This window comes from Actinomadura parmotrematis, from assembly GCF_019458805.1.
Classification (GTDB): domain Bacteria; phylum Actinomycetota; class Actinomycetes; order Streptosporangiales; family Streptosporangiaceae; genus Spirillospora; species Spirillospora parmotrematis.
Genome location: NZ_JAIBOA010000011.1, coordinates 88,308 through 113,446 on the forward strand (window position 1 = coordinate 88,308; position 25,139 = coordinate 113,446).

General features: G+C 74.9%; 22 protein-coding genes and 1 pseudogene. 16 read left to right on the top strand and 7 right to left on the bottom strand.

From position 1 onward, the window contains the following. Nucleotides 1–50 precede the first annotated feature (50 nt). Genes egtA through egtD form a run of 4 tightly spaced genes read left to right on the top strand, consistent with a single transcriptional unit; the run spans nt 51 to nt 4,265 of the window. Nucleotides 51–1,253: an ergothioneine biosynthesis glutamate--cysteine ligase EgtA gene (gene egtA, locus K1Y72_RS18565; RefSeq protein ID WP_220167623.1), complete on the top strand. Its 1,203-nt coding sequence runs from the start codon at nt 51–53 to the stop codon at nt 1,251–1,253. After that, the gene (gene egtB / locus K1Y72_RS18570) at nt 1,232–2,563 is read left to right on the top strand and encodes an ergothioneine biosynthesis protein EgtB (RefSeq protein ID WP_220167624.1); all 1,332 of its coding nucleotides are present in this window, start codon (nt 1,232–1,234) and stop codon (nt 2,561–2,563) included. The genes egtA and egtB overlap by 22 nt, the downstream gene beginning before the upstream one ends. Beyond that, on the top strand, nt 2,563–3,303 hold the full coding sequence (gene egtC, locus K1Y72_RS18575; RefSeq protein WP_220167625.1) for an ergothioneine biosynthesis protein EgtC: 741 nt from the start codon (nt 2,563–2,565) through the stop codon (nt 3,301–3,303). The genes egtB and egtC overlap by 1 nt, the downstream gene beginning before the upstream one ends. A gap of 11 nt (nt 3,304–3,314) precedes the next feature. After that, nucleotides 3,315–4,265, top strand: coding sequence for an L-histidine N(alpha)-methyltransferase (gene egtD / locus K1Y72_RS18580; protein WP_220167626.1), 951 nt, complete (start codon nt 3,315–3,317; stop codon nt 4,263–4,265). 257 nt (nt 4,266–4,522) lie between these two features. Here egtD and K1Y72_RS18585 read toward each other — a convergent pair whose 3' ends face one another. Then, nucleotides 4,523–5,269 (bottom strand): SGNH/GDSL hydrolase family protein, encoded by a 747-nt coding sequence (locus tag K1Y72_RS18585; protein ID WP_220167627.1) that lies wholly within the window; start codon nt 5,267–5,269, stop codon nt 4,523–4,525. A gap of 127 nt (nt 5,270–5,396) precedes the next feature. Between K1Y72_RS18585 and K1Y72_RS18590 the strand changes: the two genes are divergently transcribed. After that, on the top strand, nt 5,397–6,563 hold the full coding sequence (locus tag K1Y72_RS18590) for a hypothetical protein (protein WP_220167628.1): 1,167 nt from the start codon (nt 5,397–5,399) through the stop codon (nt 6,561–6,563). Here the strand turns inward: K1Y72_RS18590 and K1Y72_RS18595 are convergent. Continuing rightward, nucleotides 6,502–7,038, bottom strand: a complete 537-nt coding sequence (locus K1Y72_RS18595) for a cysteine dioxygenase (protein ID WP_220167629.1) — start codon at nt 7,036–7,038, stop codon at nt 6,502–6,504. The genes K1Y72_RS18590 and K1Y72_RS18595 overlap by 62 nt on opposite strands. After that, nucleotides 7,028–7,945: an amidohydrolase family protein gene (locus K1Y72_RS18600; RefSeq protein WP_220167630.1), complete on the bottom strand. Its 918-nt coding sequence runs from the start codon at nt 7,943–7,945 to the stop codon at nt 7,028–7,030. The genes K1Y72_RS18595 and K1Y72_RS18600 overlap by 11 nt, the downstream gene beginning before the upstream one ends. Nucleotides 7,946–8,061: 116 nt before the next feature. Between K1Y72_RS18600 and K1Y72_RS18605 the strand changes: the two genes are divergently transcribed. Continuing rightward, on the top strand, nt 8,062–9,081 hold the full coding sequence (locus K1Y72_RS18605; protein WP_220167631.1) for a LacI family DNA-binding transcriptional regulator: 1,020 nt from the start codon (nt 8,062–8,064) through the stop codon (nt 9,079–9,081). 21 nt (nt 9,082–9,102) lie between these two features. On the opposite strand, the gene K1Y72_RS18610 is transcribed toward K1Y72_RS18605, so the two are convergent. Then, nucleotides 9,103–10,569, bottom strand: a complete 1,467-nt coding sequence (locus K1Y72_RS18610; protein WP_220167632.1) for an aromatic amino acid ammonia-lyase — start codon at nt 10,567–10,569, stop codon at nt 9,103–9,105. A 179-nt stretch (nt 10,570–10,748) separates the two neighbouring features. Here K1Y72_RS18610 and K1Y72_RS18615 point away from each other — a divergent pair. The 4 genes and pseudogenes from K1Y72_RS18615 to K1Y72_RS18630 form a co-directional block, all read left to right on the top strand. Continuing rightward, a pseudogene (locus tag K1Y72_RS18615) lies at nt 10,749–11,492 on the top strand (ABC transporter ATP-binding protein); the annotation flags it as partial. A gap of 89 nt (nt 11,493–11,581) precedes the next feature. Then, a complete protein-coding gene (locus K1Y72_RS18620) occupies nt 11,582–12,340 on the top strand; it encodes an ABC transporter permease (RefSeq protein WP_308287137.1) in 759 nt (252 codons plus the stop codon). Further along, complete coding sequence (locus K1Y72_RS18625; protein WP_220167633.1) at nt 12,337–13,029, top strand: ABC transporter permease; 693 nt, start codon at nt 12,337–12,339, stop codon at nt 13,027–13,029. The genes K1Y72_RS18620 and K1Y72_RS18625 overlap by 4 nt, the downstream gene beginning before the upstream one ends. A 33-nt stretch (nt 13,030–13,062) precedes the next feature. Beyond that, nucleotides 13,063–13,980 (top strand): ABC transporter substrate-binding protein, encoded by a 918-nt coding sequence (locus tag K1Y72_RS18630; protein ID WP_220167634.1) that lies wholly within the window; start codon nt 13,063–13,065, stop codon nt 13,978–13,980. Nucleotides 13,981–14,066: 86 nt separating this feature from the next. Here K1Y72_RS18630 and K1Y72_RS18635 read toward each other — a convergent pair whose 3' ends face one another. The 3 genes from K1Y72_RS18635 to K1Y72_RS18645 all read right to left on the bottom strand — a co-directional run bounded on the left by K1Y72_RS18635 (nt 14,067) and on the right by K1Y72_RS18645 (nt 16,209). Beyond that, the gene (locus K1Y72_RS18635; RefSeq protein WP_220167635.1) at nt 14,067–14,699 is read right to left on the bottom strand and encodes a hypothetical protein; all 633 of its coding nucleotides are present in this window, start codon (nt 14,697–14,699) and stop codon (nt 14,067–14,069) included. Between the two features lie 21 nt (nt 14,700–14,720). Then, entirely contained in the window at nt 14,721–15,332 is a 612-nt protein-coding gene (locus K1Y72_RS18640) for a matrixin family metalloprotease (RefSeq protein WP_220167636.1), read from the bottom strand. A 118-nt stretch (nt 15,333–15,450) separates the two neighbouring features. After that, entirely contained in the window at nt 15,451–16,209 is a 759-nt protein-coding gene (locus K1Y72_RS18645) for an IclR family transcriptional regulator (RefSeq protein ID WP_220167637.1), read from the bottom strand. 103 nt (nt 16,210–16,312) lie between these two features. Between K1Y72_RS18645 and hutH the strand changes: the two genes are divergently transcribed. The 6 genes from hutH to K1Y72_RS18675 all read left to right on the top strand — a co-directional run bounded on the left by hutH (nt 16,313) and on the right by K1Y72_RS18675 (nt 25,131). After that, on the top strand, nt 16,313–17,857 hold the full coding sequence (gene hutH / locus K1Y72_RS18650) for a histidine ammonia-lyase (RefSeq protein ID WP_220167743.1): 1,545 nt from the start codon (nt 16,313–16,315) through the stop codon (nt 17,855–17,857). Between the two features lie 25 nt (nt 17,858–17,882). Next, nucleotides 17,883–19,562, top strand: coding sequence for a urocanate hydratase (hutU, locus tag K1Y72_RS18655; RefSeq protein ID WP_220167638.1), 1,680 nt, complete (start codon nt 17,883–17,885; stop codon nt 19,560–19,562). Then, the gene (locus K1Y72_RS18660; RefSeq protein ID WP_258572763.1) at nt 19,562–20,791 is read left to right on the top strand and encodes an allantoate amidohydrolase; all 1,230 of its coding nucleotides are present in this window, start codon (nt 19,562–19,564) and stop codon (nt 20,789–20,791) included. The genes hutU and K1Y72_RS18660 overlap by 1 nt, the downstream gene beginning before the upstream one ends. Nucleotides 20,792–20,859: 68 nt before the next feature. Continuing rightward, nucleotides 20,860–22,227, top strand: coding sequence for a formimidoylglutamate deiminase (locus K1Y72_RS18665; RefSeq protein WP_220167639.1), 1,368 nt, complete (start codon nt 20,860–20,862; stop codon nt 22,225–22,227). 88 nt (nt 22,228–22,315) lie between these two features. After that, nucleotides 22,316–23,692 carry a glutamate decarboxylase gene (gad, locus tag K1Y72_RS18670; RefSeq protein ID WP_220167640.1) on the top strand — a complete coding sequence of 459 codons (1,377 nt, stop codon included), beginning with the start codon at nt 22,316–22,318 and terminating at the stop codon, nt 23,690–23,692. Then, nucleotides 23,692–25,131, top strand: coding sequence for an MFS transporter (locus K1Y72_RS18675; protein WP_220167641.1), 1,440 nt, complete (start codon nt 23,692–23,694; stop codon nt 25,129–25,131). Before gad ends, K1Y72_RS18675 begins: the two co-directional genes overlap by 1 nt. Nucleotides 25,132–25,139 lie beyond the last annotated feature (8 nt).

Sequence of the window (25,139 nt, forward strand, 5' to 3'; positions counted from 1 at the left end):
GATCAGCTGGGAAGCATGGACACCGTTGTCTGATCTAGGGGGCTCCACGCATGTCCCGGCTGACCGCGGACGCGGTCTACCAGTACATCCACGGCATCTGCTTCAAGAAGGGGCCGCCCGGCGCGGTCGGCGCCGAGACCGAGTGGTTCGTGACGCGCCGCGGCGACCCGTCCGCGCACGTGCCCGCCGCCCGCGTCCGCGCGCTGGTGGAGAACGCCGGCCCGCCGCCCGCGGGCAGCGCGGTCACCTACGAGCCGGGCGGGCAGCTCGAACTGAGCTCGGTCCCGTTCCCCGACCTCGCCGGCGTGCACCGCGGCCTCGGCGCCGACATCGCGCACGTGCGGGCCGCGCTCGCGCCGGCGGGCCTGGACCTCGCCGGGCACGGCGTCGACCCGCTGCGGCGCCCGCTGTTCCAGGCCGAGCACCCGCGCTACCACTGCATGCGCGACTACTTCGACGCCAGCGGGTTCGCGTCCGCGGGCCTCGCCATGATGTGCTCGACGGCGTCGGTGCAGGTCTGCCTGGACATCGGCGCCGACGACGCGGACGCCCTGCGCCGCTGGCGCCTCGTCCACGCGCTCGGTCCCGTCCTGGTCGCCGCGTTCGCCAACTCGCCGTGCCACCAGGGCCGCCGCACCGGCCTGCGCTCCTCGCGGCAGGGCGTCTGGGCCGACCTCGACCCGTGCCGCACGCTGCCCGTCCTCGGCCCGGACGGCGGCGACCCGGCCGAGGAGTGGACCCGGTACGCCCTCGACGCCCGCGTCATGGTCGTGCACACCAAGGACGGCCGCTGGATCGCCGACCCCGGCATGACGTTCGGGTCCTGGCTCGGCAAGGGCGAGCCCGACCTGACCGACCTGGAGTACCACCTGTCGACGCTGTTCCCGCCCGTCCGCCCGCGCGGCTGGCTGGAGCTGCGGATGATCGACGCGCTGCCGGGGCGGTACTGGCCGGTCCCGGTGGCGGTCGCGACGGCGCTCCTGGAGGACCCGGCCGCCACCGCGGCGGCCGAGGCCGCGGTGGATCCCGTCGCGGACGCCTGGACGGCCGCCGCCCGCGACGCGCTCGCCGATCCGGCGCTCGCCCGCGCGGCCCGCGCCTGCTTCACCGCCGCCCTGGACGCGCTGCCCCGGCTCGGCGCGGCCGGCCTCGCGCCGCTCGTCCAGGAGTACACCGACCGCTACGTGGCACGGGGCCGCTGCCCCGCCGACGACGACGAGGGGGACCAGGCATGGCCGACGCGGCACGCGTGAACGAGAGGGACGAGCGGGCGCTGAAGGAGTTCATCGCGGGCGCCCTCGGCGGCGCCCGCGACCGCAGCCACGGCCTCACCACCGGCGTCCTGGACGACGCGGCGCTGGTGGCGCAGGTGTCGCCGCTGATGTCGCCGCTCGTCTGGGACCTCGCGCACATCGGCAACTACGAGGAGCTCTGGCTGCTCCGCGCCGCCGGCGGGGCCGCCGCGATGCGGCCCGAGATCGACGGCCTGTACGACGCGTTCGAGCACCCGCGCGCGACGCGCCCGTCCCTGCCGCTGCTGCCGCCCGCCGAGGCCGCCGCCTACCTCGCCACCGTCCGCGCCAGGGTGCTGGACTCCCTGGACGCGGCCCGCTTCGAGGGCGGCGGCCCCCTCACCGACGGCGGCTTCGTCTACGGGATGGTCGTGCAGCACGAGCACATGCACGACGAGACCATGCTCGCCACCCACCAGCTCCGCAAGGACGGCCCGGCGCTGCTCGACCCGCCCGCCCCGGCCGGCGAGGCGCGCCCCGCCCCGCTCGGCGAGGTGCTCGTCCCGGCCGGGCCGTTCGTCATGGGCACCTCCGACGACCCCTGGGCCCACGACAACGAGCGGCCGGGCCACCTCGTCGAGGTGCCGGCCTTCCGCATCGACGCCGAGCCCGTCAGCAACGCCGACTACCTGGCGTTCATGGAGGCGGGCGGCTACGACGACCCGCGGTGGTGGACGGACGCGGGGTGGGAGTGGCGCACGAGCGGCGGCAAGCGCGCCCCCGGTTTCTGGACGCGCGAGGGCGGCGGCTGGACGCGCCGCCGCTTCGGGCACGTCGAGCCGGTCCCGCCGGGCGAGGCCGTCCAGCACGTCTGCTGGTACGAGGCCGACGCCTACGCCCGCTGGGCCGGCAAGCGGCTGCCGACCGAGGCCGAGTGGGAGAAGGCCGCCGCCTGGGATCCCGCCGCCCAGCGCTCCCGCCGCTACCCCTGGGGCGACGACTACGAGGAGGGCCGCGCCAACCTCGGCCAGCGCGCCCACCGCCCGTCCGAGGCGGGCGCCCACCCCGGCGGCGCCTCCGCCTACGGCGTGCGCCGCATGCTCGGCGACGTGTGGGAGTGGACGTCCAGCGACTTCACCGGCTACCCGGGGTTCCGGTCCTTCCCCTACAAGGAGTACTCGGAGGTGTTCTTCGGACCGGAGTACAAGGTGCTGCGGGGCGGGTCGTGGGCGACGCATCCGACGGCCGTCCGCACCACGTTCCGCAACTGGGACTACCCGATCCGGCGGCAGATCTTCGCCGGGTTCCGGTGCGCCCGGGACGCCGCCTGATGTGCCGCCACGTCGGCTACCTCGGCCCCGAGATCACGCTGCACGAGCTGATGTACGGGGGGACGCACTCGCTGGAGCACCAGTCGTACGCGCCGCGCATGACGCAGGGCAACCTGCTGAACGCCGACGGGTTCGGCGTCGGCTGGTACCCCGGCGGGGCGGCCGCGCCCGTCCGGTTCCGGCGCGCGCAGCCGATCTGGACCGACCAGTCCTTCCGGGAGATCGCCGCGACGGTCGCCGCCGGCTGCGCCGTCGCGGCGGTCCGGTCGGCGACCAGCGGGTTCCCGGTGGACGAGTCGTGCGCCCAGCCGCTCCGCGCCGGCGCCCGCCTGTTCAGCCACAACGGCAAGGTCGAGGGCTTCGCCGGGGTCGAGGGCAAGCTCCGCGAGCTGGCCGGCGACCTCGCCGACGTCCCCGACGCGCGCGCCCCCGTCGACTCGGCGCTGCTGTTCGCGCTCGCCGCCCGCCATTGGCGCGAGGGCGCCGCGCTCGGCGACGGCCTCGCCGCCGTCGTGCGCGCCCTGGCGGGCCTCGCCCCCGGCCGCTACAACCTGCTCGCCGCCGACGGCACCGCGCTCGCCGCCACCACCTGGGGCGACTCGCTGTTCGTCCGCTCCGCCGGCGGCGCGACCACGCTCGCGTCCGAGCCGCTGGACGACGGCCCCGGCTGGCGGGCCGTCCCCGACCGCTCGCTCGTCACCGCCGGCCCCGCCACCGGCGTCGCGATCACCCCGCTCTGAGGAGGGCTCCCATGGACCGCTACCTGACCCCCGACGACCTGGCCAAATCGCTGCGCCAGGACGTCCACGACGGCCTGACCGCGACACCGAAGACGCTGCCGCCCAAGTGGTTCTACGACGAGCGCGGCAGCGAGCTGTTCGAGCGGATCACCGCGCTGGAGGAGTACTACCCGACCCGCCGCGAGCGCGAGATCCTCACCGCCCGCGCCCCCGACGTCGCCCGGCTCACCGGCGCCCGCACCCTGCTGGAGCTCGGCGCCGGGTCGGGCGAGAAGACCCGGCTGCTGCTGGACGCCCTCGCCGCCACCCTGGAGACCTACGTGCCGGTGGACGTGAGCGGCGACTTCCTGGAGGGGGCCGCCGCCGCGCTCGCCGCCGACCACCCCGCGATCACCGTGCGGCCCGTCGTCGCCGACTACGAGCGCCACCTCGCGCTGCTGCCCGGCGGGGAGCGGCGCCTCGTCGCGTTCCTCGGCGGCACCCTCGGCAACATGCCGCCCGCCGAGCGGGTCGCGTTCCTCGGCGGGATCCGCGCCACCATGCGCGACGGCGACGCGCTGCTGGTCGGCGCCGACCTGGTCAAGGACCCCGCCCGGCTGGTCCGCGCCTACGACGACGCCGGGGGCGTCACCGCCGAGTTCGACCGCAACGTCCTGCACGTCGTCAACCGCGAGCTGGACGCCGACTTCGACGTGGACGCCTTCGAGCACGTCGCGGTCTGGAACGCCGCCGAGGAGTGGATCGAGATGCGGCTGCGCTCCACCACCGACCAGCGTGTCCGCGTCGGCGAGCTCGACCTGGACGTCGACTTCGACGCGGGCGAGGAGATGCGCACCGAGATCTCCGCCAAGTTCCGCCCCGAACGCCTGCGCACCGAACTCGCCTCCGCCGGCCTCTCCGTCACCGAACTCTGGACCGACCCCGCCGGCGACTTCTCCCTCACCCTCGCTGCACCTGCCTGAGCCCCGGCCCGAAGCACTCGCCTGGCGGCTCGCACTTCGACCGTGCCTTGGGCGAGTGCGACATCGCTTCGCGATCTGACCGCGCGGGGCTCGCCTGCGGCGTCGCCCCGCGCGGTCAGGTAACGCACTCGCGCGCGGGGCGGGGTCGTCGCGCGAGGTGACTCCCCGGTCACCGTTCGTTGACTTGCGGCGTGTTGGCCAATGGGAGCGCTCCCATAGGCCAACACGCCGCATCTCGACGTTGGGTGACCGGAGGGTCAGGGGGTGCGGGAGGGGCGGGCGAGGTTCAGGCGGCGGAGGTCGGCGGCGAGGCGGGAGGCGAGGTAGCGGTGCCCGGCGTTGGTCGGGTGGGTGCGGTCGGGCTTGATGTAGCCGGGCGCGTTGCCGGTGCCGAGGGACCGGTCGCCGGTGATCCACTTCTCGGCGAGGGGGTCGACGAACGGGACGCCCTCCGCCGCCGCCAGCCGCTTCAGGCCGTCGCGGACGGCGAGCGCCGTCGCGGGCGGGTGGCCGTCGCCCCACATCGGGCCGATGAGCAGCCGCCGCGTCCCCGGCCAGCGCTGCTTCGCGCGCTCCAGCACCTCGCGGGCGTTCGCCAGCACCGCCGGCAGCGCGGCGTGCACGTCGTTGTGGCCGCCCGCGACGACCAGCAGGTCGGGCGCGGGACGCCAGCCGAGCTGGCTCTCGAACATCTGCCCGAAGTCCTGCCGGGGCCGGGTCGTGCCGGGCGAGACGAAGCCGGTGCCCGCCCGCCCGCCGAGGACCACCTGCCAGCCGAGCAGCCGCGCCGTCCCCGCCGCGTAGGTGTTCTCGGGCAGGGCGCCGCGCTCGCCCACGGTGTAGGAGTCGCCGAGGAACATCACCACCGGGGCCGTCGGCGCCGGCCGCGCCGTCGCCACCCGCGCCCGCGCGGGCGCGGAGCCCGTCACCGCGGTGCACCCGGCCGCGGGCAGGCAGGCCAGCCCGGCGAGGACGAGGGGCAGCAGGGCACGGCGAGGGCGCATGGGGGACCACCGTCGGGGAAAAGGAGTGCGGGACGGCCGATTTTACTGTTCGGCCCGCCTCGTTCCGCGCGTTCGCATGTGTCGCTTCGGTCCCGTTTTTCCATCGGCGGTCGTTAGCATCGCCGTCGTGGCGATCATCCTGGCGCTCACCGCCGCCGCCTCGGTCCTGGCGAGCCTGCTGCTCGTGCCCCGAACGCGGCCGCCGGACCCGGTCCCCGGCCGGGCGGTGCCGCCGCTCGCCGGGTTCGCCGCGGTGACCGCCCTCTTCTACCTGAACCAGGTGCTGTTCACCGTGTACGTCGCGCGCGTGCACGGCGGCGACCCCTCGTTCGTCGCCCGCTACCTGCCATCCGGCTGGTTCGCGCTCGCCGACCTGGACGGCCTGGCCCGGCACGTCCCGGCGCCCGGCCTGCTCGCCCCGACGGTGCTGCGCGTCCAGGCGTTCCTGGAGCTGCCGCTCGTGCTGCTGGCCTACGCGACCGTCGTGCGGTGGCTGGACGACGGCCTCTACCGGCGGCTGTTCGCGACGCCCGTGGTGTGGGCGGCGTCGGCGTCCTGGACGCTGACGTTCTGCCTGATCGAGGCCGAGCTGCGCAACCCCTGGACGGACGACGACATCGCGATCCGGATCGTCTCGGGCGTCGTCACGCCGCTGCTGCTGAACCGGATGGCGCGGCGCGGCGGCCCGTCGCCCGCGTCCGCCTCCGTCGCCGGGCTGCTGCTGTTCACGGCCGCGACCTGGGCGCTCGGGCAGCTCGTGCTCACCCTCTACGACACCGCGCTGATCTACAACCTCGGCCACCTGGGCGGGCGGCTGCCCGGCGCGCTGGCCGCCGTGGCCGTCCTCGCGGTCGTCCTGCCGCTGCGGCGCCGCGTCCGCGCACCGGCGGACGGGGACGCCGGTCCCGGGCGGGCGGCCCTGGCGCTCGTCGCCGGCGGCTTAGGCCAGGGCCTCGCGCTGTTCTTCGTGCCCGCGCTGTCGGTCCGGTACGGCGTGCGGTTCGGCGCCGCGCCCTACCTGGTGATGGTCGCGATCCTTCTGGCGACCGCCGCCGTGGCGACGCTGCGCGCGTCCCCCGGGCGCTTCCCGACCGCGCGGACGGCGGCGGGCGCCCTCGCGGGCGCGGCCGCCGCCTACGCGGCCGTCCGGCTCGTCACCGACCCCTACTACGAGGCCGGGCTGTTGCGCGGCCTCGCCGCCGGTTTCGCGGTGCTGGTCGCCGTCGCGGGAGTCAGGACTCCTCGTCGACGGGCCGCAGCTCGTCGGCGTAGCTCACCGACTGGCGGCGCATGACGCCGCCCTCGCTGATGGAGTACTGGCCGAGCCGCCAGAGCGGCGGCGAGTAGGCGTGGATCGACACCGAGGCGGCCGCCGAGCCCACCAGCCGGTGGATGTGCTCGGGGCCGAAGCAGAACGAGTCCCCCTCGCCGACCCGGACCTCCACGTGGTCGCCGCCGATGCGCGGGTTGTTCTCGCTGAGCTCGCCCGCGACGACCCGGACGGCGCCCGAGGAGACGTCGTGGTCGTGCCAGCCGGTGTCGTTCTCCGGCGTCCAGCAGAGCAGCCAGATGTCGACGTACTCGTCCCGGTACAGGGACGCGTAGTGGCGCTCGTCGTCGGAGAAGGCGACGTGCTGGCGCCAGAGGCCGGGCTCCTCGGCGAGGCGGTCCACCAGCTCCCGAAGCTCGTGCTTGCCGAGCGCGCGGGCGGGCAGGTCCGCCAGACAGGAGACGCCACCGGTGGTCGGGGCCAGGACATCAGAGGTCATGCGGGCGCTCCTTTCCGGTGAGCAGTCGGTGCGGGTTGGCCACGCGGAACGCGTGGCCGGCCGCCTCGCCGAGGGCGAGGTCGGCGGGGCCTGCGTACGGCCGGTCGGTGCCGTGCACGACCACGTCGATGCCGAGGGCGCGGACGGTGGCGTCCGCGGCCTTCGGCCCGTAGGAGGAGGTCTCGACGAACGCGTCCGGGTCGACCGCGCCGCGGCCGCCGCCGCGGGCGGCGAGGCGCTCGCCGTGCAGCGGGGCGAGCCCGGCGAGGGCCACGAAGCACACCCGCAGGCGCGGGTGGCGGGGGCGGCCGAAGGCGCGGAAGGCGAACCAGGCGGCGTGCAGCTGCTGCACGTAGGGGACGAGCGCCGGCCACCACGCCGGGACGCCGCCGGACTGCGGCGCGGGACCGGGGTGCACCATCAGCGGCAGGCCCCGCTCGTCCAGCAGGTCGAGCAGTGGCGCGCAGCGGGCCAGCCCCTCGGGGCCGTCCAGCGCGGACGCCGGGAGCTGGAGGCCGGCGAAGCCGCCGAGGTCGAGGGCGGCGGCCGCCGCGCGGACGGTCGCGGCGTCCACGGTGTGCACGTTCGCGGCGGCCCACGCCCCGAACGGCTCGGGCAGCGCGGCGGCACCCTCGTGGTAGGCGTCGAGCAGCGGCGCCGCCTCGCCGGGCGGCAGCCACTCGACGCCGAGCGGGGTGGACAGCGAGACGAGCGCGCGGTCCAGGCCGTCGGCGCGGGCGAGCGCGGCGCGCCGGTCGGGGTCGTGGTCGGCGGGATCCACCTCGTAGGGCGGCTCGCCGGCCAGGTGCAGCGTCCAGCCGTCCAGGAAGGGCGGTGCGGAGCGGGCGCGCAGGGCCGTCACCAGGGGTTCGCTCCAGAGGTGCTGGTGCACGTCCGTGCCGGGCACCGGTCACCCCCTCCTGGCTGAACCGCATCAGTGAACCGCTTCAGTGAACCGGTTCAGTGACGCTCCCGTCAAGTTCGCGCCCGCGGACCGTCACCCCCGGCCCGTATGGTTGGGGCGTGGCTGACAGGCGCAAGCGGGCGACGATCAGGGAGGTGGCGCAGGCGACGGGGCTCTCCCCGGCCGCGGTGTCGTACGCGCTGCGCGGCATCCAGACCAGCGAGGAGACGCAGGAGCGGGTCCGCGCCGCCGCCGCCGAGCTCGGCTACGAGGCCCACCCGATCGCCCGCGCCCTGGCGAGCGGCCGCACCGACATGGTCGGCCTGCTCTGCGGCTCGCTGGAGGACTACTGGCAGCAGTCGCTCGCCGCCCGCATCGGCCGCGCGCTGCTCGCCCGCGACCGCTACGCGCTGCTGGTCGACGCGGGCGGCGACCCCGAGCAGGAGCTGCGGCTCGCCCGCCGGCTGCGCGACCAGCGGGTCGACGGCCTCATCGTGCAGCCCCTCGACCCGTCCGCGGCGTTCTGGGCCGAGCTCGCCGAGACCGTCCCGGTCGTGTCCATCGGCGACGCCCTCGCGGGCGGGCGCGCGCAGAGCGAGGTCGTGTTCGACAACCGGCACGGCGTCACCCTCGCCCTGGAGCACCTGCGCGCCCTCGGCCACCGGCACGTCGCGGTGCTCACCCCGACCCTCACCAGCACCCCCGACCGGCCCGCCGACGTGCACGTCGAGGCCGAGGCCGACCGCCTCGGCCTGCGCGTCGAGGTCGTCGTCGCGCCGCAGTCCCTGGAGGGCGCCACCGGCGCGGCGGCCCGCACGCTCGGCCGCGCGGACCGCCCGACGGCGGTCTTCTGCTTCTCCGACGTCATCGCCTACGGCGTGTACGCCGCCGCCCGCGACCTCGGCCTCGACGTCCCGGGCGCGCTGTCGGTCTGCGGCTACGACAACCACCCCATGTCGCGGCTGCTCACTCCGCCGCTCACCACCGTCGACTGGAACATCGAGGGCATCGTCGACGACGCGGTCCGGCTGGTGGTGGACGTCATCGACGGCACCCCGCGCGACCGCCGCGTCGTCCGCGAGCCGACGCTGCGCGTCCGCTCCTCCACCGCCCGGCCCGCCCCGCCCGGCGCGCCGTGATGCGCGCCGCCGCACGGGCCGTCAGGCGTCGATGACGGCGGCGAGGCGCGGCAGCAGGTCGGCGGCGAGGGCGATGTCGGCGTCCAGCGGCCGGTCCTCGACGCGCTCGTCCAGGACGCCGGTCGCCATGTCGTAGGCGGCGCGGAGCGGGCCGCCCGCCGGGGCGCGGCCCTGCATGCGCAGGGCCCGCACCGCCGCGACGAGCTCGCAGCCGAGGCCGATCCGGTAGCCGCCGAGCGCGTCGGTCGTCGCCCGCGCCGACTGCGTGGAGAAGCCCGCGTGCTCCTCCACCCCGCGCGACAGGACGGCGTTGCCGAGCGCGGCGGGCGCGGCGAGGCGCCGCACGTCGGCGAGCGCCGAGTGCGCCACGTACTCCAGGATCATGATCCCCGAGGACGCCTCGGTGGCCGCCTGGAAGGGGTAGAGGCCGGTGAAGGCGGGCTCGGTGAGGGTGCCGAGCCGCGCCGCCGACAGCGCCATCGTCTGGAACAGCGCGGCGCGCGCCGCGTCGAGCGCGAGCCCGACGTAGGCGGTGTGGAAGTTGCCGTTGTGCCAGACGGTGCGGCCCGCGACGTCGACCAGCGGGTTCTCCGACGCGGCGTTGATCTCGCGGGCCACCACGTCCTCGGCGTACCGGACGGCCTCCACCGCGGGCCCGTGCACCTGCGGGAACGCCCGGTACCCGTAGGGGTCCTGGATGCGGGCGGGCGCGGGGTGGTCGAAGGCGAGCAGCAGCCGCACCGCGGCCGCGACCTCCTGCTGGCCCGGGTGCGGGCAGGCGTCGTGGACGGCGGGCGCGAAGGGCTCCTCCGAGCCGTGCACCGCGAGCAGCGAGAGCGCCGCGACGACGGTGGAGGCGGCGACCAGCGTCCGCAGGTCGGCGACGGCGAGCGCCGACTCGCCGAGCGTGGCGGCGTTGGAGCTGATGAAGGCGAGCGCGTCGGCGGAGCGCAGCCGGAACCCCGGGCCGCGCTCCGGCCCGGCGTCCGGGCCGCCGAGCCAGGACCGCTCGCCGAGCAGGCAGAGCGCGGTGGAGGCGAGCGCGGTGAGGTCGCCGGTGCCGATCGCGCCGTAGGCGGGGACGGGCGGCAGCAGCCCGAGGTTCAGCGCGTCGGCGAGGGCCTGGAGGACGCCGGGGTCCACGCCCGAGCCGCCCGCCGCGATCTGGTTCAGCCGCACGGTCAGCATCGCCCGGACGATCTCGGCCGCGACGAGCGGCCCGGCGCCGGCGGCGTGGCTGCGCAGCAGCCGCAGCCCGTGCGCGTCGGCGTCCTCCCACTCCACGTTCACCACGCGGTTGGCGCCGACGCCGGTGGTGCGGCCGTAGACGGGCCGCTCGGCGGTCACGGCGCGGGCGGTCGTCCAGGCGGCCCTGGCACGTTCCACGCCCGTTCCGGCTATGGCTATCATCACGTCCGCGCGGGCGGCGCGGGCGACGGTCCGGCAGTCCAGCCCGGTGCCGTCGATAACGATTCGGCTGTGCTCCACGGCGACACGCTACATTCTTCACTATTTCGGTGGGTATCATACGGAATGTGACCCTTGACCTGCTCCGCCGAGCGACGTCAGGGTGTCGGGTGGCTACTGTGGGGTAGAGCCCGTTTCCGATCATCATTGCCGGACTGGAACCACGGCGTTGCGAAGCGCCCGCTGAGGACGTGAACCGTTTGATCACCTTCGAGGGCGTGACCAAGCGCTACCCCGACGGCACCGTCGCCGTCGACTCGCTGGACCTGGAGATCGCCGCCGGCTCGCTGACCGTGCTGGTCGGCCCGTCGGGCTGCGGCAAGACCACCACGCTGCGGATGATCAACCGGATGATCGACGCGACCGAGGGCACGGTAGCGGTGGACGGCCGCGACGTCCGCGACGTCGACCCGCCGACGCTGCGCCGCGGCATCGGCTACGTCATCCAGCAGGCCGGGCTGTTCCCGCACCGCACGATCGTCGACAACATCGCGACGGTGCCGTTCCTCCTCGGGCAGGACAAGAAGCGGGCCCGCGGGCAGGCGCTGGAGCTGATGGAGCGCGTCGGCCTCGACCCCAAGCTCGCCAAGCGCTACCCGGCGCAGCTGTCGGGAGGCCAGCAGCAGCGCGTCGGCGTGGCGCGCGCGCTCGCCGCCGACCCGCCGATCCTGCTGATGGACGAGCCGTTCAGCGCCGTCGACCCCATCGTCCGCACCAGCCTCCAGGACGAGTTCCTGCGGCTGCAGGCCGAGGTCGAGAAGACGATCGTGTTCGTCACCCACGACATCGACGAGGCGGTCAAGCTCGGCAACAAGATCGCGGTGTTCCAGGTCGGCGGCCGGCTCGCCCAGTACGCCGCCCCCGACGAGCTGCTGGACGCGCCCGCCGACGACTTCGTCCGCGACTTCCTCGGCGGCGACCGCGGCATCCGCCGCCTCCGCTTCACCCAGGAGCTGGACGCCGAGGCCGCCGCCGCGGGCGAGCCCGCGAGCCCGCAGGCCGCCGTCGCCGACCCGACGCGGGCGGCCGAGCGGTGAGCCGCGCCGCCCTCCTGGCCGCCGCCGACGGCGAGCCGCTGATCCGCTGGGACTGGATCGGCCGCAACCTCGACGAGATCGGCTCGCTGCTGCGGGACCACCTGATCATGTCGATCGTGCCGGTGGTGCTCGGGCTGGCCGTCGCGCTGCCCGCCGGCCTCGCCTGCGCGCAGTGGCGCCGCCTGTACGCGCCGGTCACCGCCGTGACGAGCGCGCTGTACGCGCTGCCCGCCATCGCGGTGTTCATCGTGCTGATCCCCTTCACCGGCCTCACCCGCACCACGGTGATGATCCCGCTGACGCTCTACACGCTGTCGGTGCTGATCCCCTCGGTGGTGGACGGCCTGCGCTCGGTGCCCGAGCACGTCCGGCTGTCGGCGGTCGCCATGGGCTACGGCCCGGCGCGGCGGCTCGCCACGGTGGAGCTGCCGATCGCGCTGCCGGTGGTGATGAGCGGCCTGCGCATCGCCACCGTCTCCAACATCAGCCTGGTCAGCGTCGGCGCGCTGCTCGGCCAGGGCGGGCTCGGCATGCTGTTCACCGACGGCGCCAACCGCGACTTCACCACCCCGATCATCGTCGGGATCGTGCTGTCGGTGGCGCTGGCGCTCGTCGCCGACGCGCTGCTGCTGCTCGTCCAGTGGCTGCTCACCCCCTGGTCGCGGGCCGGGCGCGGCCGCGGCGCGCGCGCCGAGCGCCGCGCCGCCGCCGCCGGGCACGCCGACGCCGCGCCGGTCGAGGAGGCCGCCCTGTGAACGCGATCTGGGACGCGATCCGCTGGTTCTTCCAGTCGGCGCAGTGGAGCGGGCCGGACGGCATCCCGCACCGGCTGCTGGAGCACCTGGAGTACTCCGGCCTCGCCTTCGCCATCACCGTCGTGCTCGCGCTGCCGCTCGGCCTCGTCCTCGGCCACCAGCGCCGCGGCCGGCTGGCGTCGGCGCTCGGCTTCCTGGTGGTGGGCGGCGCCAACGGCGCGCGGGCGCTGCCGACGCTCGGCCTGCTGACGCTGGCGGTCACGCTGACCAGCAGCGACCTCGTGCCGATCCTGCTGCCGCTGGTGGTGCTGGCGGTCCCGCCGGTGCTGGTGAACACCTACACCGGCGTCCAGCAGGTCGAGCCGGGCCTCCGCGACGCGGCCGAGGGCATGGGCATGACGGGGCGGCAGGTGCTGCTGAAGGTCGAGGCGCCGGTCGCGCTCCCGCTGATCCTGCTCGGCCTGCGCACCGCCGCCATCCAGATCGTCTCCACGGCCGCGATCGCCGCGTTCGTCGGGCTCGGCGGCCTCGGCCGCTACATCATCGACGGGCTGAAGCGCCAGGAGTACGCCACGACGGCGGGCGGCGCGATCCTGGTCATCCTGCTGGCCTTCGCGGTCCAGCTCTGCTTCTCGGTCCTCGCCCGCACGGCGGTCTCGCCCGGCCTGCGCCGGTCCGCCTCCTCCTGACCCCGCCTTCACCCTTTCCGAAAGGACACTCCCATGCTCGGTAAGACCCGAGGAGCCGCCCTGCTGCTGGCGGCGGCGCTCGCCCTGACCGCCTGCGGCAGCGACGACAAGGGCGGCGACCCGCTGAAGAGCAGCGGTGGCGGCGGGGGCGGCGGCAGCCTGGTCATCGGCACCGCCGACTTCCCCGAGAGCCAGGTGCTCGGCGAGGTCTACAAGCAGGCCCTGGACGCCAAGGGCATCAAGTCCGAGACCAAGGTCGCCGGCACCCGCGAGGCGTACTACAAGGCGATCTCCTCCGGCCAGCTGTCGGTGGTGCCCGAGTACAACGGCAACCTGCTGCTGCACGTCGACCCGAAGGCGACCGCCACCACCACCGACCAGGTGAACGAGGCGCTGAAGACCAAGCTGCCCGCGGCTCTCGGCGTGCTCGCCTCCGCCCAGGCCGAGGACAAGGACTCGGTCGTGGTCACCCAGGCCACCGCCGACAAGTACAAGCTGAAGACGATCGCCGACCTGAAGCCGGTCGCCGGGCAGCTCACCATCGGCGGCCCGTCGGAGTTCAAGACCCGCGTGTCGGGCCTCGTCGGCATCAAGGACAAGTACGGCGTGGAGTTCAAGGAGTTCAAGTCCCTGGACACCGCCGGCCCGATCACCGTCGCCCGGCTGAAGCAGGGCGGCGTGCAGGCCGCGAACCTGTTCAGCACCGACGCGGCGATCACCCGCAACAAGTTCGTCGCGCTGGAGGACCCCAAGTTCGTCTTCCCGGCGCAGAACGTCACCCCGCTGATCTACAAGGCGAAGGTGGACGCCAAGGCGCAGGAGGCGCTGAACGCGGTCTCGGCCAAGCTCACCACCCAGGACCTGCTCGACATGAACACCAAGATGTCGGTCGACAAGGCCGACGCTAAGGACGTGGCGGGCGACTGGCTGAAGAAGGCCGGCCTCGCCTGATCCGCACGGCCTGGTCACCACCGGCGGCGACGAGGCCCGCACCCCGGAAGGGGTGCGGGCCTCGTCCCGTCCTCAGCGCCGGTGCGTCACCGCACGGACTTCAGCGCCTTCGCGAAGGACCCGCCGGGGGTCTTCCGCGTGAAGCCCTCCGGCCCGATGCTGTAGACGTTCTTGCGGTCGGGCGTGTAGCCGAAGGCGAAGTTCGGGGTGACGGCCTTCAGGCCGTCCCCGGCGTCCACCAGCGGCTGGGTGAACAGGGTGACCTTCAGGCCGCGGGTGAGGTCGCGGGCCCGCGGGCCGAGGCTGCTCACCGTCTGGTACGACCCGACGGCGCCGCCGAGGACGCGGACCCGCACGGTCTGGCCCGCGCGGACGCCGGTGCCCTTGCGGACCTTGTCCACCCGCACCGGGACCGGCGTGTACACGTAGTCGATCCGCCCGCCGCCGGGCACGGTGCGCCGCACCCGGCGGGCCGGCTCGGCGGGGCCGGCCACGGTCCCGTCGAAGACCAGGTCGTTGCCGCTGAAGGCGGCGGCGCTCTTGACGTCGCCGCCGAGCTCGTAGCCGTCGAGGGTGGTGACGGTCCGCCGCCCCGCGGTCCCGGACGCCGCCGGGGCGGCGGAGCCGTCCCCGGTGGAGGCCGCCGCGTAACCGGTGGCGGCGAGGGCCAGGGCGACCGCCCCGGCGCCGATGATGACGCGCTTCATCTGGTTGTCCATCCCCTGCTGGTCGGCGGTCGCTCAGTACCGCTTGGCGATCCCGGCCTTGTCGTCGGAGTTCGGGTAGCGCTTCTTCTTCCACGTGACGTACATGACGCCGGCCTTCTCGGCCTTGGTCGGCTTGCCGCAGCCGCCCGACTCGTAGGGATGGGCGAGGCCCGAGGCGTGCCCCATCTCGTGGACCGCGATGGTCCACACGTCGGTCTTGCGGGCGCTCTGGCTCATCGTGCCGCTCGTGTTCCACGTGAACCGGCTGTTCAGCGAGACGGCGGTGGTGAGGTGCTTCTGCACCGTCGAGCCGAGCGCGATGCCGGGCACGTCGGGCAGCCCCGCGTTGGCGAAGTTGATCCGGTCGATCGAGAACGCGGGGTTGGCGGCCTGGCTCTTCCAGGTCGGCCCGTAGTACCGGAGCTTGGAATTCTTGATCCCGCTCCACTGCTTCATCGCGTTCTTCACCGAGCCGTTCCAGCTCGACGGAATGCTCGAGCGCGCCTGCAACGTGTAGGAGTTGTACTTCCACCGCCCGATGCCCTTGAAACAGTAGGCGTTCGCGGGCGCCTCGGTCGCGGCGAGGACCGCCACGGGGGTCGCGGCCACGAGGACGGCGACGCTGACGTTCAACAGTCTCTGCATGATTCCCGGCTGCCTGCCCTGATCGTCGCGGACGTGTCACAGTGATCTTGGGCAGAAGAAAAGGAGCAGGTCAAATATTTAGTTCACTATTAAATTGACGCCGGTCGACTTAAGCGACTTATGGTGCATAGCCGTGCAGGCGAGACGTCAGTTCCCGATTCCGTTCCCTGATCAGTGCGGCCATCTGCGGCCATTCCTCCGGCGGCCGGCGGTCCCGGCGGAACGTCACGGTGATCGCCGCCGCCGGATGGCCGGTGTGGTCGAACGCGCACGCCGCGATGCTGGCGAAGCCCTCGGTGACCAGGCCGTCCTCCAGCGACCAGCCGCGCCGCCGGTCGGCGGCGAGCCCGCGGCGGAGCGCGCTCGGCGACGCCGGGCCCCGCCCGGTGCGGTCCACCAGCGGGCCGGGGAAGAGCGCCCGCAGCTGCGCGGCCGGCAGGTGCGCCAGCATCGACCGGCCGGACGCGGTGAGCTGCGCGGGCAGCCGGACGCCGACGTCGGTGACCAGGGTGGCGTGCCGGGGCGGCTGCTCCTTCAGCAGGTACAGCGTCTCGGCGCCGTGCAGCACGCCGAGCTGGGCGATCTCGCCGAGGTCGTCCACCAGGCGGCGGAGCAGCGGCCGGGCCAGCCGCTCGACCGGGCCGTGCCGCAGGTAGGCCGAGCCGATCTCGAAGGCGGCGACGCCGAGGCCCCACCGGCGCTCCTCGGGCAGGTAGGCGACGAAGCCGTCCTCGGCCATCGCGGCGAGCAGGTGGTAGGCGCTGGAGCGCGGCAGGCCGAGGGCGCGGGCGATGGACGAGGCGGGCTGCGGCCCGGCGGACGCCGCCAGCAGGCGGAGCACCGCGAGCGCGCGCCGCGCGGCGGGCACCTGGGTCATGCCCCCATTGTCGCCCGGCCGTCTCGTATCCGAGACACAACGCGCGCGCGGGGCCTCGTCCCGGCAAGATCGACCCGCTTGCATGGAGGGTATGAGCTTCGGCATGGGGGACAAGAACATCCAGGTGGGGCCGGATCCGCTGACCTTCGGGCAGGTCGTCGCCGCCGCCCGGCACGGCGCCCGCGTCGAGCTGTCCGACACGGCGCTCGCGGCGATCGAGGCGTCCCGCGCCCACATCGAGGAGCTGGCCGCGCGCCCCACCCCCGTCTACGGGGTCTCCACCGGGTTCGGCGCCCTCGCCAACCGGCACATCGCGCCCGAGCTGCGCGCGCAGCTCCAGCTCAACATCGTCCGCTCGCACGCCGCCGGGTCGGGCCCCGAGGTCGAGCGGGAGGTGGTGCGCGGCCTGATGCTGCTCCGCCTGCGCACCCTCGCGACCGGCCGCACCGGCGTGCAGCCCGCCACCGCCCGCGCCCTCGCCGCCCTGCTCAACGCCGGCATCACCCCCGTCGTGCACGAGCACGGCAGCCTCGGCTGCTCCGGCGACCTCGCGCCCCTCGCGCACGTCGCGCTCGCCCTCATCGGCGAGGGCGACGTCCGCGACGCCCGCGGCGACCTGCGGCCCGCCGCCGAGGCGCTCGCCGAGGCCGGCCTCGCGCCGGTGACGCTCGCCGCCAAGGAGGGCCTCGCCCTGCTGAACGGCACCGACGGCATGCTCGGCATGCTCGTCCTCGCGATCCACGACCTGCACCACCTGCTGAAGCACGCCGACCTCGCGGCCGCGATGAGCGTCGAGGCGCTGCTCGGCACCGACCGCGTCTTCGCCGCCGACCTCCAGGACCTGCGCCCGCACCCCGGCCAGGCCGCGTCCGCCGCCAACCTGCGGGCGCTGCTGGCCGGCTCGGGGATCATGGAGTCGCACCGCGGCCCCGAGGACACCCGCGTCCAGGACGCCTACTCGCTCCGCTGCACCCCGCAGGTGCACGGCGCCGCCCGCGACACCCTCGCGCACGCCGAGCTCGTCGCGGGCCGCGAGCTCGCCTCGGCCGTCGACAACCCGGTGGTGCTGCCCGACGGGCGGGTGGAGTCCAACGGCAACTTCCACGGCGCGCCCGTCGCCTACGTGCTGGACTTCCTGGCGATCCCGGCCGCCGACGTCGCCTCCATGGCCGAGCGCCGCACCGACCGCATGCTCGATAAGGCCCGCTCGTTCGGGCTGCCGCCCTTCCTCGCCGGCGACCCCGGCGTCGACTCCGGCCTGATGATCGCCCAGTACACGCAGGCGGCGATCGTGTCGGAGCTGAAGCGGCGCGCCGTCCCGTCCTCGGCCGACTCCATCCCCTCCTCGGCGATGCAGGAGGACCACGTGTCGATGGGCTGGAACGCCGCCCGCAAGCTGCGCCGGTCGGTGGACGGCCTCGCGCAGGTCGTCGCCGTCGAGCTGATGACGGCGGCGCGCGCCCTCGACCTGCGCACCCCGCTGCGTCCCGGCCCGGCGACGTCCGCCGTCGTCGCGGCGCTGCGCGAGCACGTCCCGGGCCCCGGCCCCGACCGCCATCTGGCGCCCGAGATCGCCGCGACCACCGCGCTCGTCCGCGACGGGTCGCTGCTCGCCGCCGCCGAGTCGGTCACCGGCCCCCTGTCCTGACCCGCCGCTCTTCAAGGAGAACGCCATGTCCGGTCCCCGTCCGGTGCGCGCGCCGCGCGGCACCACGCTGAGCACCCAGGGCTGGCCGCAGGAGGCGGCCCTGCGGATGCTCATGAACAACCTCGACCCCGAGGTCGCCGAGCACCCCGACGAGCTGGTCGTCTACGGCGGGTCGGGCCGCGCCGCCCGCAGCTGGGACGCCTTCGACGGCCTCGTCCGCTCGCTGCGCTCGCTGGAGGGCGACGAGACGCTGCTCGTCCAGTCCGGCAAGCCCGTCGGGATCTTCCGGACGCACGAGTGGGCGCCGCGCGTCCTCATCGCCAACTCCAACCTCGTCCCGCAGTGGGCGACCTGGCCGGAGTTCCGCCGGCTGGAGGCCGAGGGCCTCACCATGTACGGGCAGATGACCGCCGGGTCGTGGATCTACATCGGCACCCAGGGCATCCTCCAGGGCACCTACGAGACGTTCGCCGCCGTCGCCGCGAAGCGGTTCGGGGGCGACCTCGCCGGGACGATCACGCTGACCGGCGGGCTCGGCGGGATGGGCGGCGCCCAGCCGCTCGCCGTCACCATGAACGGCGGCGTCGCGATCTGCGTCGAGTGCGACGGGACGCGCATCGACCGCCGCGTCGAGCACCGCTACTGCGACGTGCGCGCCGACTCCCTGGACGAGGCGCTCCGCCTCGCCGAGGAGGCCAAGGCCGCCCGCCGCCCGCTGTCGATCGGGCTGCTCGGCAACGCCGCCGACGTCTTCCCCGAGCTGCTGCGCCGGGGCGCGCCGATCGACATCGTCACCGACCAGACGAGCGCGCACGACCCGCTCATGTACCTGCCGCGCGGCGTCGCGTTCGCCGACATGGCCGACGAGCGCGCCAAGGACCCCGAGGGCTTCACCACCCGCGCCCGCGAGTCGATGGCCGCGCAGGTCGAGGCCATGGTCGGGTTCCAGGACGCGGGCGCCGAGGTGTTCGACTACGGCAACTCCATCCGCGGCGAGGCCGAGCTCGCGGGCTGCACCCGCGCGTTCGCCTTCCCCGGCTTCGTCCCCGCCTACATCCGGCCGCTGTTCTGCGAGGGCAAGGGCCCGTTCCGCTGGGCCGCGCTGTCGGGCGACCCCAAGGACATCGCCCGCACCGACAAGGCGATCCTCGACCTGTTCCCCGACAACGAGCCGCTCACCCGGTGGATCCGGATGGCGGGGGAGAAGGTCCACTTCCAGGGCCTGCCGTCGCGGATCTGCTGGCTCGGCTACGGCGAGCGCGACAAGGCGGGTGCGGTCTTCAACGACCTGGTGGCGCGCGGCGAGATCAGCGCGCCGCTCGTCCTCGGCCGCGACCACCTGGACTCCGGGTCGGTCGCCTCGCCCTACCGCGAGACCGAGGCGATGGCCGACGGCTCGGACGCCATCGCCGACTGGCCGCTGCTGAACGCGCTGCTGAACACCGCGTCCGGCGCGACGTGGGTGTCGATCCACCACGGCGGCGGCGTCGGCATCGGCCGCTCGATCCACGCCGGGCAGGTCTGCCTGGTCGACGGCACCGACCTGTCGGCGCGCAAGCTGGAGCGCGTCCTCACCAACGACCCCGGGACGGGCGTCATGCGGCACGCCGACGCCGGCTACGAGCGCGCCCATGAGGTCGCGGCCGAGCGCGGCGTCCGCATCCCGATGGCCGAAGGCCCCATGGAAGACACCGTGGAGGGCTGATGGCGGGCTGGGACACGGCGTTCGACGAGATGTGGGCGGCGCTGCTGCCCGTCGGGCGCGGCGCGGACGGCGGCTACTCCCGCTTCACCTGGACCGGCCCCGAGCTGGACTGCCGCGCCTGGTTCCTCGACGAGGCGTCCCGCCGGGACCTGGAGGTCGAGCGGGACGCCAACGGCAACCTGTTCGCCTGGTGGCTGCCGCCCGGCGGCGCCCGGAGCGGCGCCGTCCTCACCGGCAGCCACCTGGACTCGGTGCCGGGCGGCGGCGCGTTCGACGGGCCGCTCGGCGTCGTGTCGGCGTTCGCCGCCCTCGACGCGCTGCGCGCCGGCGGCCACGTCCCCGCCCGCCCGATCGGCGTCGCCGCGTTCGCGGAGGAGGAGGGCGCCCGGTTCGGCGTCGCCTGCCTCGGCTCGCGGCTGCTGGCGGGCGCCATCGCGCCCGAGCGCGCCCGCGGCCTGCGCGATGGCGCCGGCCGCACCTTCGCCGACGCGGCCGCCGCCAACGGCCTCGACCCGGACGCGCTCGGCCCCGACGAGGACCTGCTGTCGCGCGTGTCCTGCTACGTGGAGCTGCACGTCGAGCAGGGCCGGGCGCTCGGCGTCCCGGTCGGCGTCGCGACCTCGATCGTCCCGCACGGCCGGTGGCGGCTGGACTTCACCGGCGAGGGCAACCACGCCGGCACCACCCTGCTGCCCGACCGCCGCGACCCGATGCTGCCGCTCGCCACCACCATCCTGGCCGCCCGGCAGGCCGCCGACCGGCACGCCACCCTCGCCACGATCGGCAAGCTGGACGTCGTCCCCGGCGGCGTCAACGCGATCCCGTCGGCGGTCACCGCCTGGCTGGACGCCCGCGGCCCGATCGACGACGCCGTCCGCGCCACCGTCGCCGACATCGAGCGCGACGCCCGCGCCGTCGCCGCCCGGCACGGCGTGGCGGTCGCGCTCGCCGAGGAGTCCTACACGCCGGTCGTGGACTTCCCGCGCGGCCTGCGCGAACGGCTGCTCGCGGCGCTGCCGGGCGCGCCCGTCCTGCCGACCGGCGCCGGGCACGACGCGGGCATCCTGGCGTCCCGCATCCCGACCGCGATGCTGTTCGTCCGCAACCCGACCGGCGTCTCGCACGCCCCGGCCGAGCACGCCGACCACGCCGACGCCCTCGCCGGCGTCCGCGCGCTCACCGCCGTGCTCGCCGATCTGACCCGCGACCCCCCGGTCACCCCCCGTTGAGATGCGGCGTGTTGGGCACTTTCGATCGTCAAAGCGCCCAACACGCCGCATCTCAACCGCGGACGACCATGTGGTCACGATTCTCCGGACCCGTTCACCGGGAGGTTCCTGTGCAGTGGCATGCCGAGCTCGCGTGGCTCGGGGACGCGGTGGCCCGCGACGTCCTCATCGAGGCGCGCGGCGAGCGCATCAGCGCCGTCACCCGCGGCGTCCCCGCGCCCCCGGACGCGGTGCGGCTGCGCGGCCTCACCGTGCCGGGCCTCGCCAACGCCCACTCCCACGCCTTCCACCGGGCGCTGCGCGCGCGCGTCCAGCGCGATCGCGGCACGTTCTGGACGTGGCGCGAGCAGATGTACGCGGTCGCCGACCGCCTCGACCCCGACTCCTACCACCGCCTCGCGACGGCCGTGTACGCCGAAATGGCCCTCGCCGGCATCACCTGCGTCGGCGAGTTCCACTACCTGCACCACCAGCCCGGCGGCGCCGCCTACGCCGACCCGAACGCCATGGGCGAAGCCCTCATCGCCGCCGCCGCGGACGCGGGCATCCGCATCACCCTCCTGGACGCCTGCTACCTGACCGGCGGCATCGGCACGCCCCTCACCGGCTCCCAGCTCCGTTTCGGCGACGGCTCCGCGCGCAACTGGGCCCGCCGCGCCGGCGCCCTGCGCCCCCGCCCGCACGCCCGCGTCGGCGCGGCGATCCACTCCGTCCGCGCCGTCCCGCGCGACCAGATCGGCACCGTCGCGTCCTGGGCGGCCGAGCGGGACGCGCCGCTGCACGTCCACCTGTCCGAGCAGCCCGCCGAGAACGCCGCCTGCCTGGACGCCCACGGCCTGACGCCCGCCGGCCTGCTCGCCGAGTGCGGCGCCCTCGGCGCCCGCACCGTCGCCGTGCACGCCACCCACCTCACCGCCGACGACGTCGCGCTGCTCGGCGGCACCGCGACGGGCGTCTGCATGTGCCCGACGACCGAGCGCGACCTCGCCGACGGCATCGGCCCCGCCCGCGACCTGACCCGCGCGGGCGCCCCGCTCAGCCTCGGCTCCGACCAGCACGCCGTCATCGACCTGCTGGAGGAGGCCCGCGCCGTCGAGCTCGACGAGCGGCTCCGCACCCGCGAACGCGGCCACTGGACCGCCGCCGAACTGCTCGACGCCGCGACCTCCGCGGGCCACGCCGCCCTCGGCTGGCCCGACGCGGGCCGCCTGGAACCCGGCGCCCGCGCCGACCTCGTCACCCTCGACATGTCCTCGGTCCGCACCGCCGGCGCCGCCCCCGACCACGCCGCCGAGGCCGCCGTCTTCGCCGCCACCGCCGCCGACGTCCGCGACGTCATCGCCTCCGGCCGCCCCGTCGTCCGCGACGGCCGCCACCTCCACGTCCCCGACGTCCCCGCCGCCCTCGCCACCGCCATCCGCGCTGTCACCACCTGAACGGACTTTTAACCTTCGACCGTGCATCACGGGGTGCAAAGCCTGGAAGGGACAGCCTGGAGTGATCGCGCGACAGAGGTGAGGGCGGATGGCACTGCACGAGGTGAGCGCCGGCGACGGGGGCGGGCCGGACGACGTCTTCGCCAGTTCCCTCAGCGAGCGGGTGCTGCCCAAGGACAGGCTGCCCGAGGGGCAGTCCGACCCGAAGGTCGTCTACAACCTGCTCCACGACGAGCTGCTGCTCGACGGCAACTCGGCGCAGAACCTCGCGACCTTCTGCACCACGTTCAGCAGCGACGAGGTCCGGCGGCTGATGGCCGAGTCGCTCGACAAGAACATGGTCGACAAGGACGAGTACCCGCAGACCGCCGAGATCGAGTCGCGCTGCGTGCGCATGCTCGCCGATCTGTGGAACTCGCCGCAGGAGCGGACCACGATGGGCTGCTCCACCACCGGGTCCAGCGAGGCGGCCATGCTCGGCGGCCTCGCGCTGAAATGGCGGTGGCGCAAGAAGCGGGAGGCCGAGGGCAAGCCCGCGGATCGGCCGAACCTGGTGTGCGGGCCCGTCCAGGTGTGCTGGGAGAAGTTCGCCCGCTACTTCGACGTCGAGCTGCGGCAGGTCCCGCTGGAGCCCGGCGCGACCGGTCTCCGCCCGCACCAGCTCGCCCACTACGTGGACGAGAACACCATCGGCGTCGTCGCGATCCTCGGCGTCACCTTCACCTGCGACTACGAGCCCGTCGCCGAGATCGCCAAGGCGCTCGACGCCATCCAGATGAACACCGGGCTCGACGTCCCCATCCACGTGGACGCCGCCAGCGGCGGGTTCGTCGCGCCGTTCGCGCAGCCCGACCTGGTGTGGGACTTCCGCCTCGACCGGGTCGCGTCCATCAACGCCTCCGGCCACAAGTACGGCCTCGCGCCGCTCGGCGTCGGCTGGGTGGTGTGGCGGTCGGCGGACCTGCTGCCCGAGGACCTGATCTTCCGGGTGGACTACCTCGGCGGGAACATGCCGACGTTCGCGCTCAACTTCTCCCGCCCCGGCGGCGAGGTCATCGCGCAGTACTTCACCTTCCTGCGCCTCGGCCGCGAGGGCTACCGGCGCGTCCACCAGGCGTGCGCCGGCACCGCCCGCTACCTGGCCGGACGCATCGCGGAGATGGGCCCGTTCGAGCTGCTCTACGACGGCGACGGCGCGCTGCCCGCCGTGTCGTACACGCTGAAGGAGGGCCACCGGGGCTTCACCCTCTACGACCTCACCGAGCAGCTCCGCACCCGCGGCTGGCAGGTGCCGTCCTACCCGCTGCCCGCGAACCGGGAGCGGACCGTCATCCAGCGCGTCCTGGTGCGGCACGGCATCGGCCGCGACGAGATCGCGCTGCTCGCCGACGACATCGAGCGCTCCCTGAAGCGGCTCGCCCCCGGCTCCACGGGCGCGCCCGAGCGGCCCGGATTCCACCACTGATGGCGGACAGGACGGTCCGGCTGGCGTCGGCGACGGGCCGCCGCGTCGTCGTCACGACCGTCCTCGGCTCCGGCGTCGCGTTCCTGGACGGCTCGGTCGTCAATGTCGCGCTCCCTGCCATCGGCCGCGACCTCGGCGGCGGCCTCGCCATCCTGCAATGGGTCCTCGACGGCTACCTGCTGACGCTGAGCGCGCTGCTGCTGCTCGGCGGCGCGCTCGGCGACCGCTACGGGCACCGCCGCGTCTTCGGCGCCGGGCTCGCCCTGTTCACCGCCGCGTCGCTGGCCTGCGGCCTCGCGCCGACGTCGGGGACGCTCATCGCGGCCCGCCTGCTCCAGGGCGCGGGCGGCGCGCTGCTCGTCCCCGGCAGCCTCGCCATGATCGACGCGACGATCGACCGGGCCGACCGCGGCGCGGCGATCGGCCGCTGGGCGGGGTTCTCGGGCGTCGCGTCGGCGATCGGCCCGTTCCTCGGCGGCTGGCTGGTGGACGCCGCGTCGTGGCGCTGGGTGTTCCTCATCAACCTGCCGCTCGCCGCCGTCACCCTGGCCACGCTGCGCGGCGTCCCCGAGACCCGCGCCACCGCGACCGGGCGCCTCGACGTCGCCGGCGCGATCAGCGTCACCGCCGGGCTCGGCGGCGCCGTCTACGCCCTCATCGAGATCCCCGCGCACGGCTGGACGCCGCTCGCGACGGCCCTCGCGGCCGCCGGCGCCGCCGGCCTGGCGCTGTTCCCGCTGATCGAGAGCCGCGCCGCCGACCCGCTGCTGCCGCTGTCGATGCTGCGCTCGGTCCAGTTCGTCGGCGTCAACGCCACGACCCTCGCCGTCTACGCGGCGCTCGGCGGGGCGCTGTTCCTGCTGACGCTGCAGCTGCAGAACTCGCTCGGCTACTCGGCGCTCGCGGCGGGCGTCGCGACGCTGCCGATGACGCTCATCATGATGCTGCTGTCGAGCCGGATGGGCGCCCTCGCGCAGAAGGCCGGCGCCCGCGTCCCGATGACGGCCGGGCCGCTCGTCGCGGCCTGCGGCCTCGCGCTGATGGCGCTGGCCCGCCCCGGCGCGTCCTACTGGACGGGCGTGCTGCCCGGCGTCGTCGTGTTCGGCCTCGGCATGGCGCTCACCGTCGCGCCGCTCACCTCCACCGTCATGGCGTCGGTGGACGAGGCCCACGCGGGCGCGGCGTCCGGCACCAACAACGCGGTGTCGCGGCTGGCGAACCTGCTCGCCGTCGCGGTGCTGCCGCTGGTGGCGGGCGTGAACACCGGCGACGGGCCGCTCGGCCCCGGCTACTCGCGCGCCATGCTCATCGCCGCCGTCCTCTGCGCGCTCGGCGGCGCCGTCGCCTGGTGCACCGTCCGCCGCTCGGTCCCGGTGCGCCACCACATCCCGGCCGGCCTGCACCAGTCCTGCCAGGACCCCGCCACCGTCGCCCGATAACCCGGTGC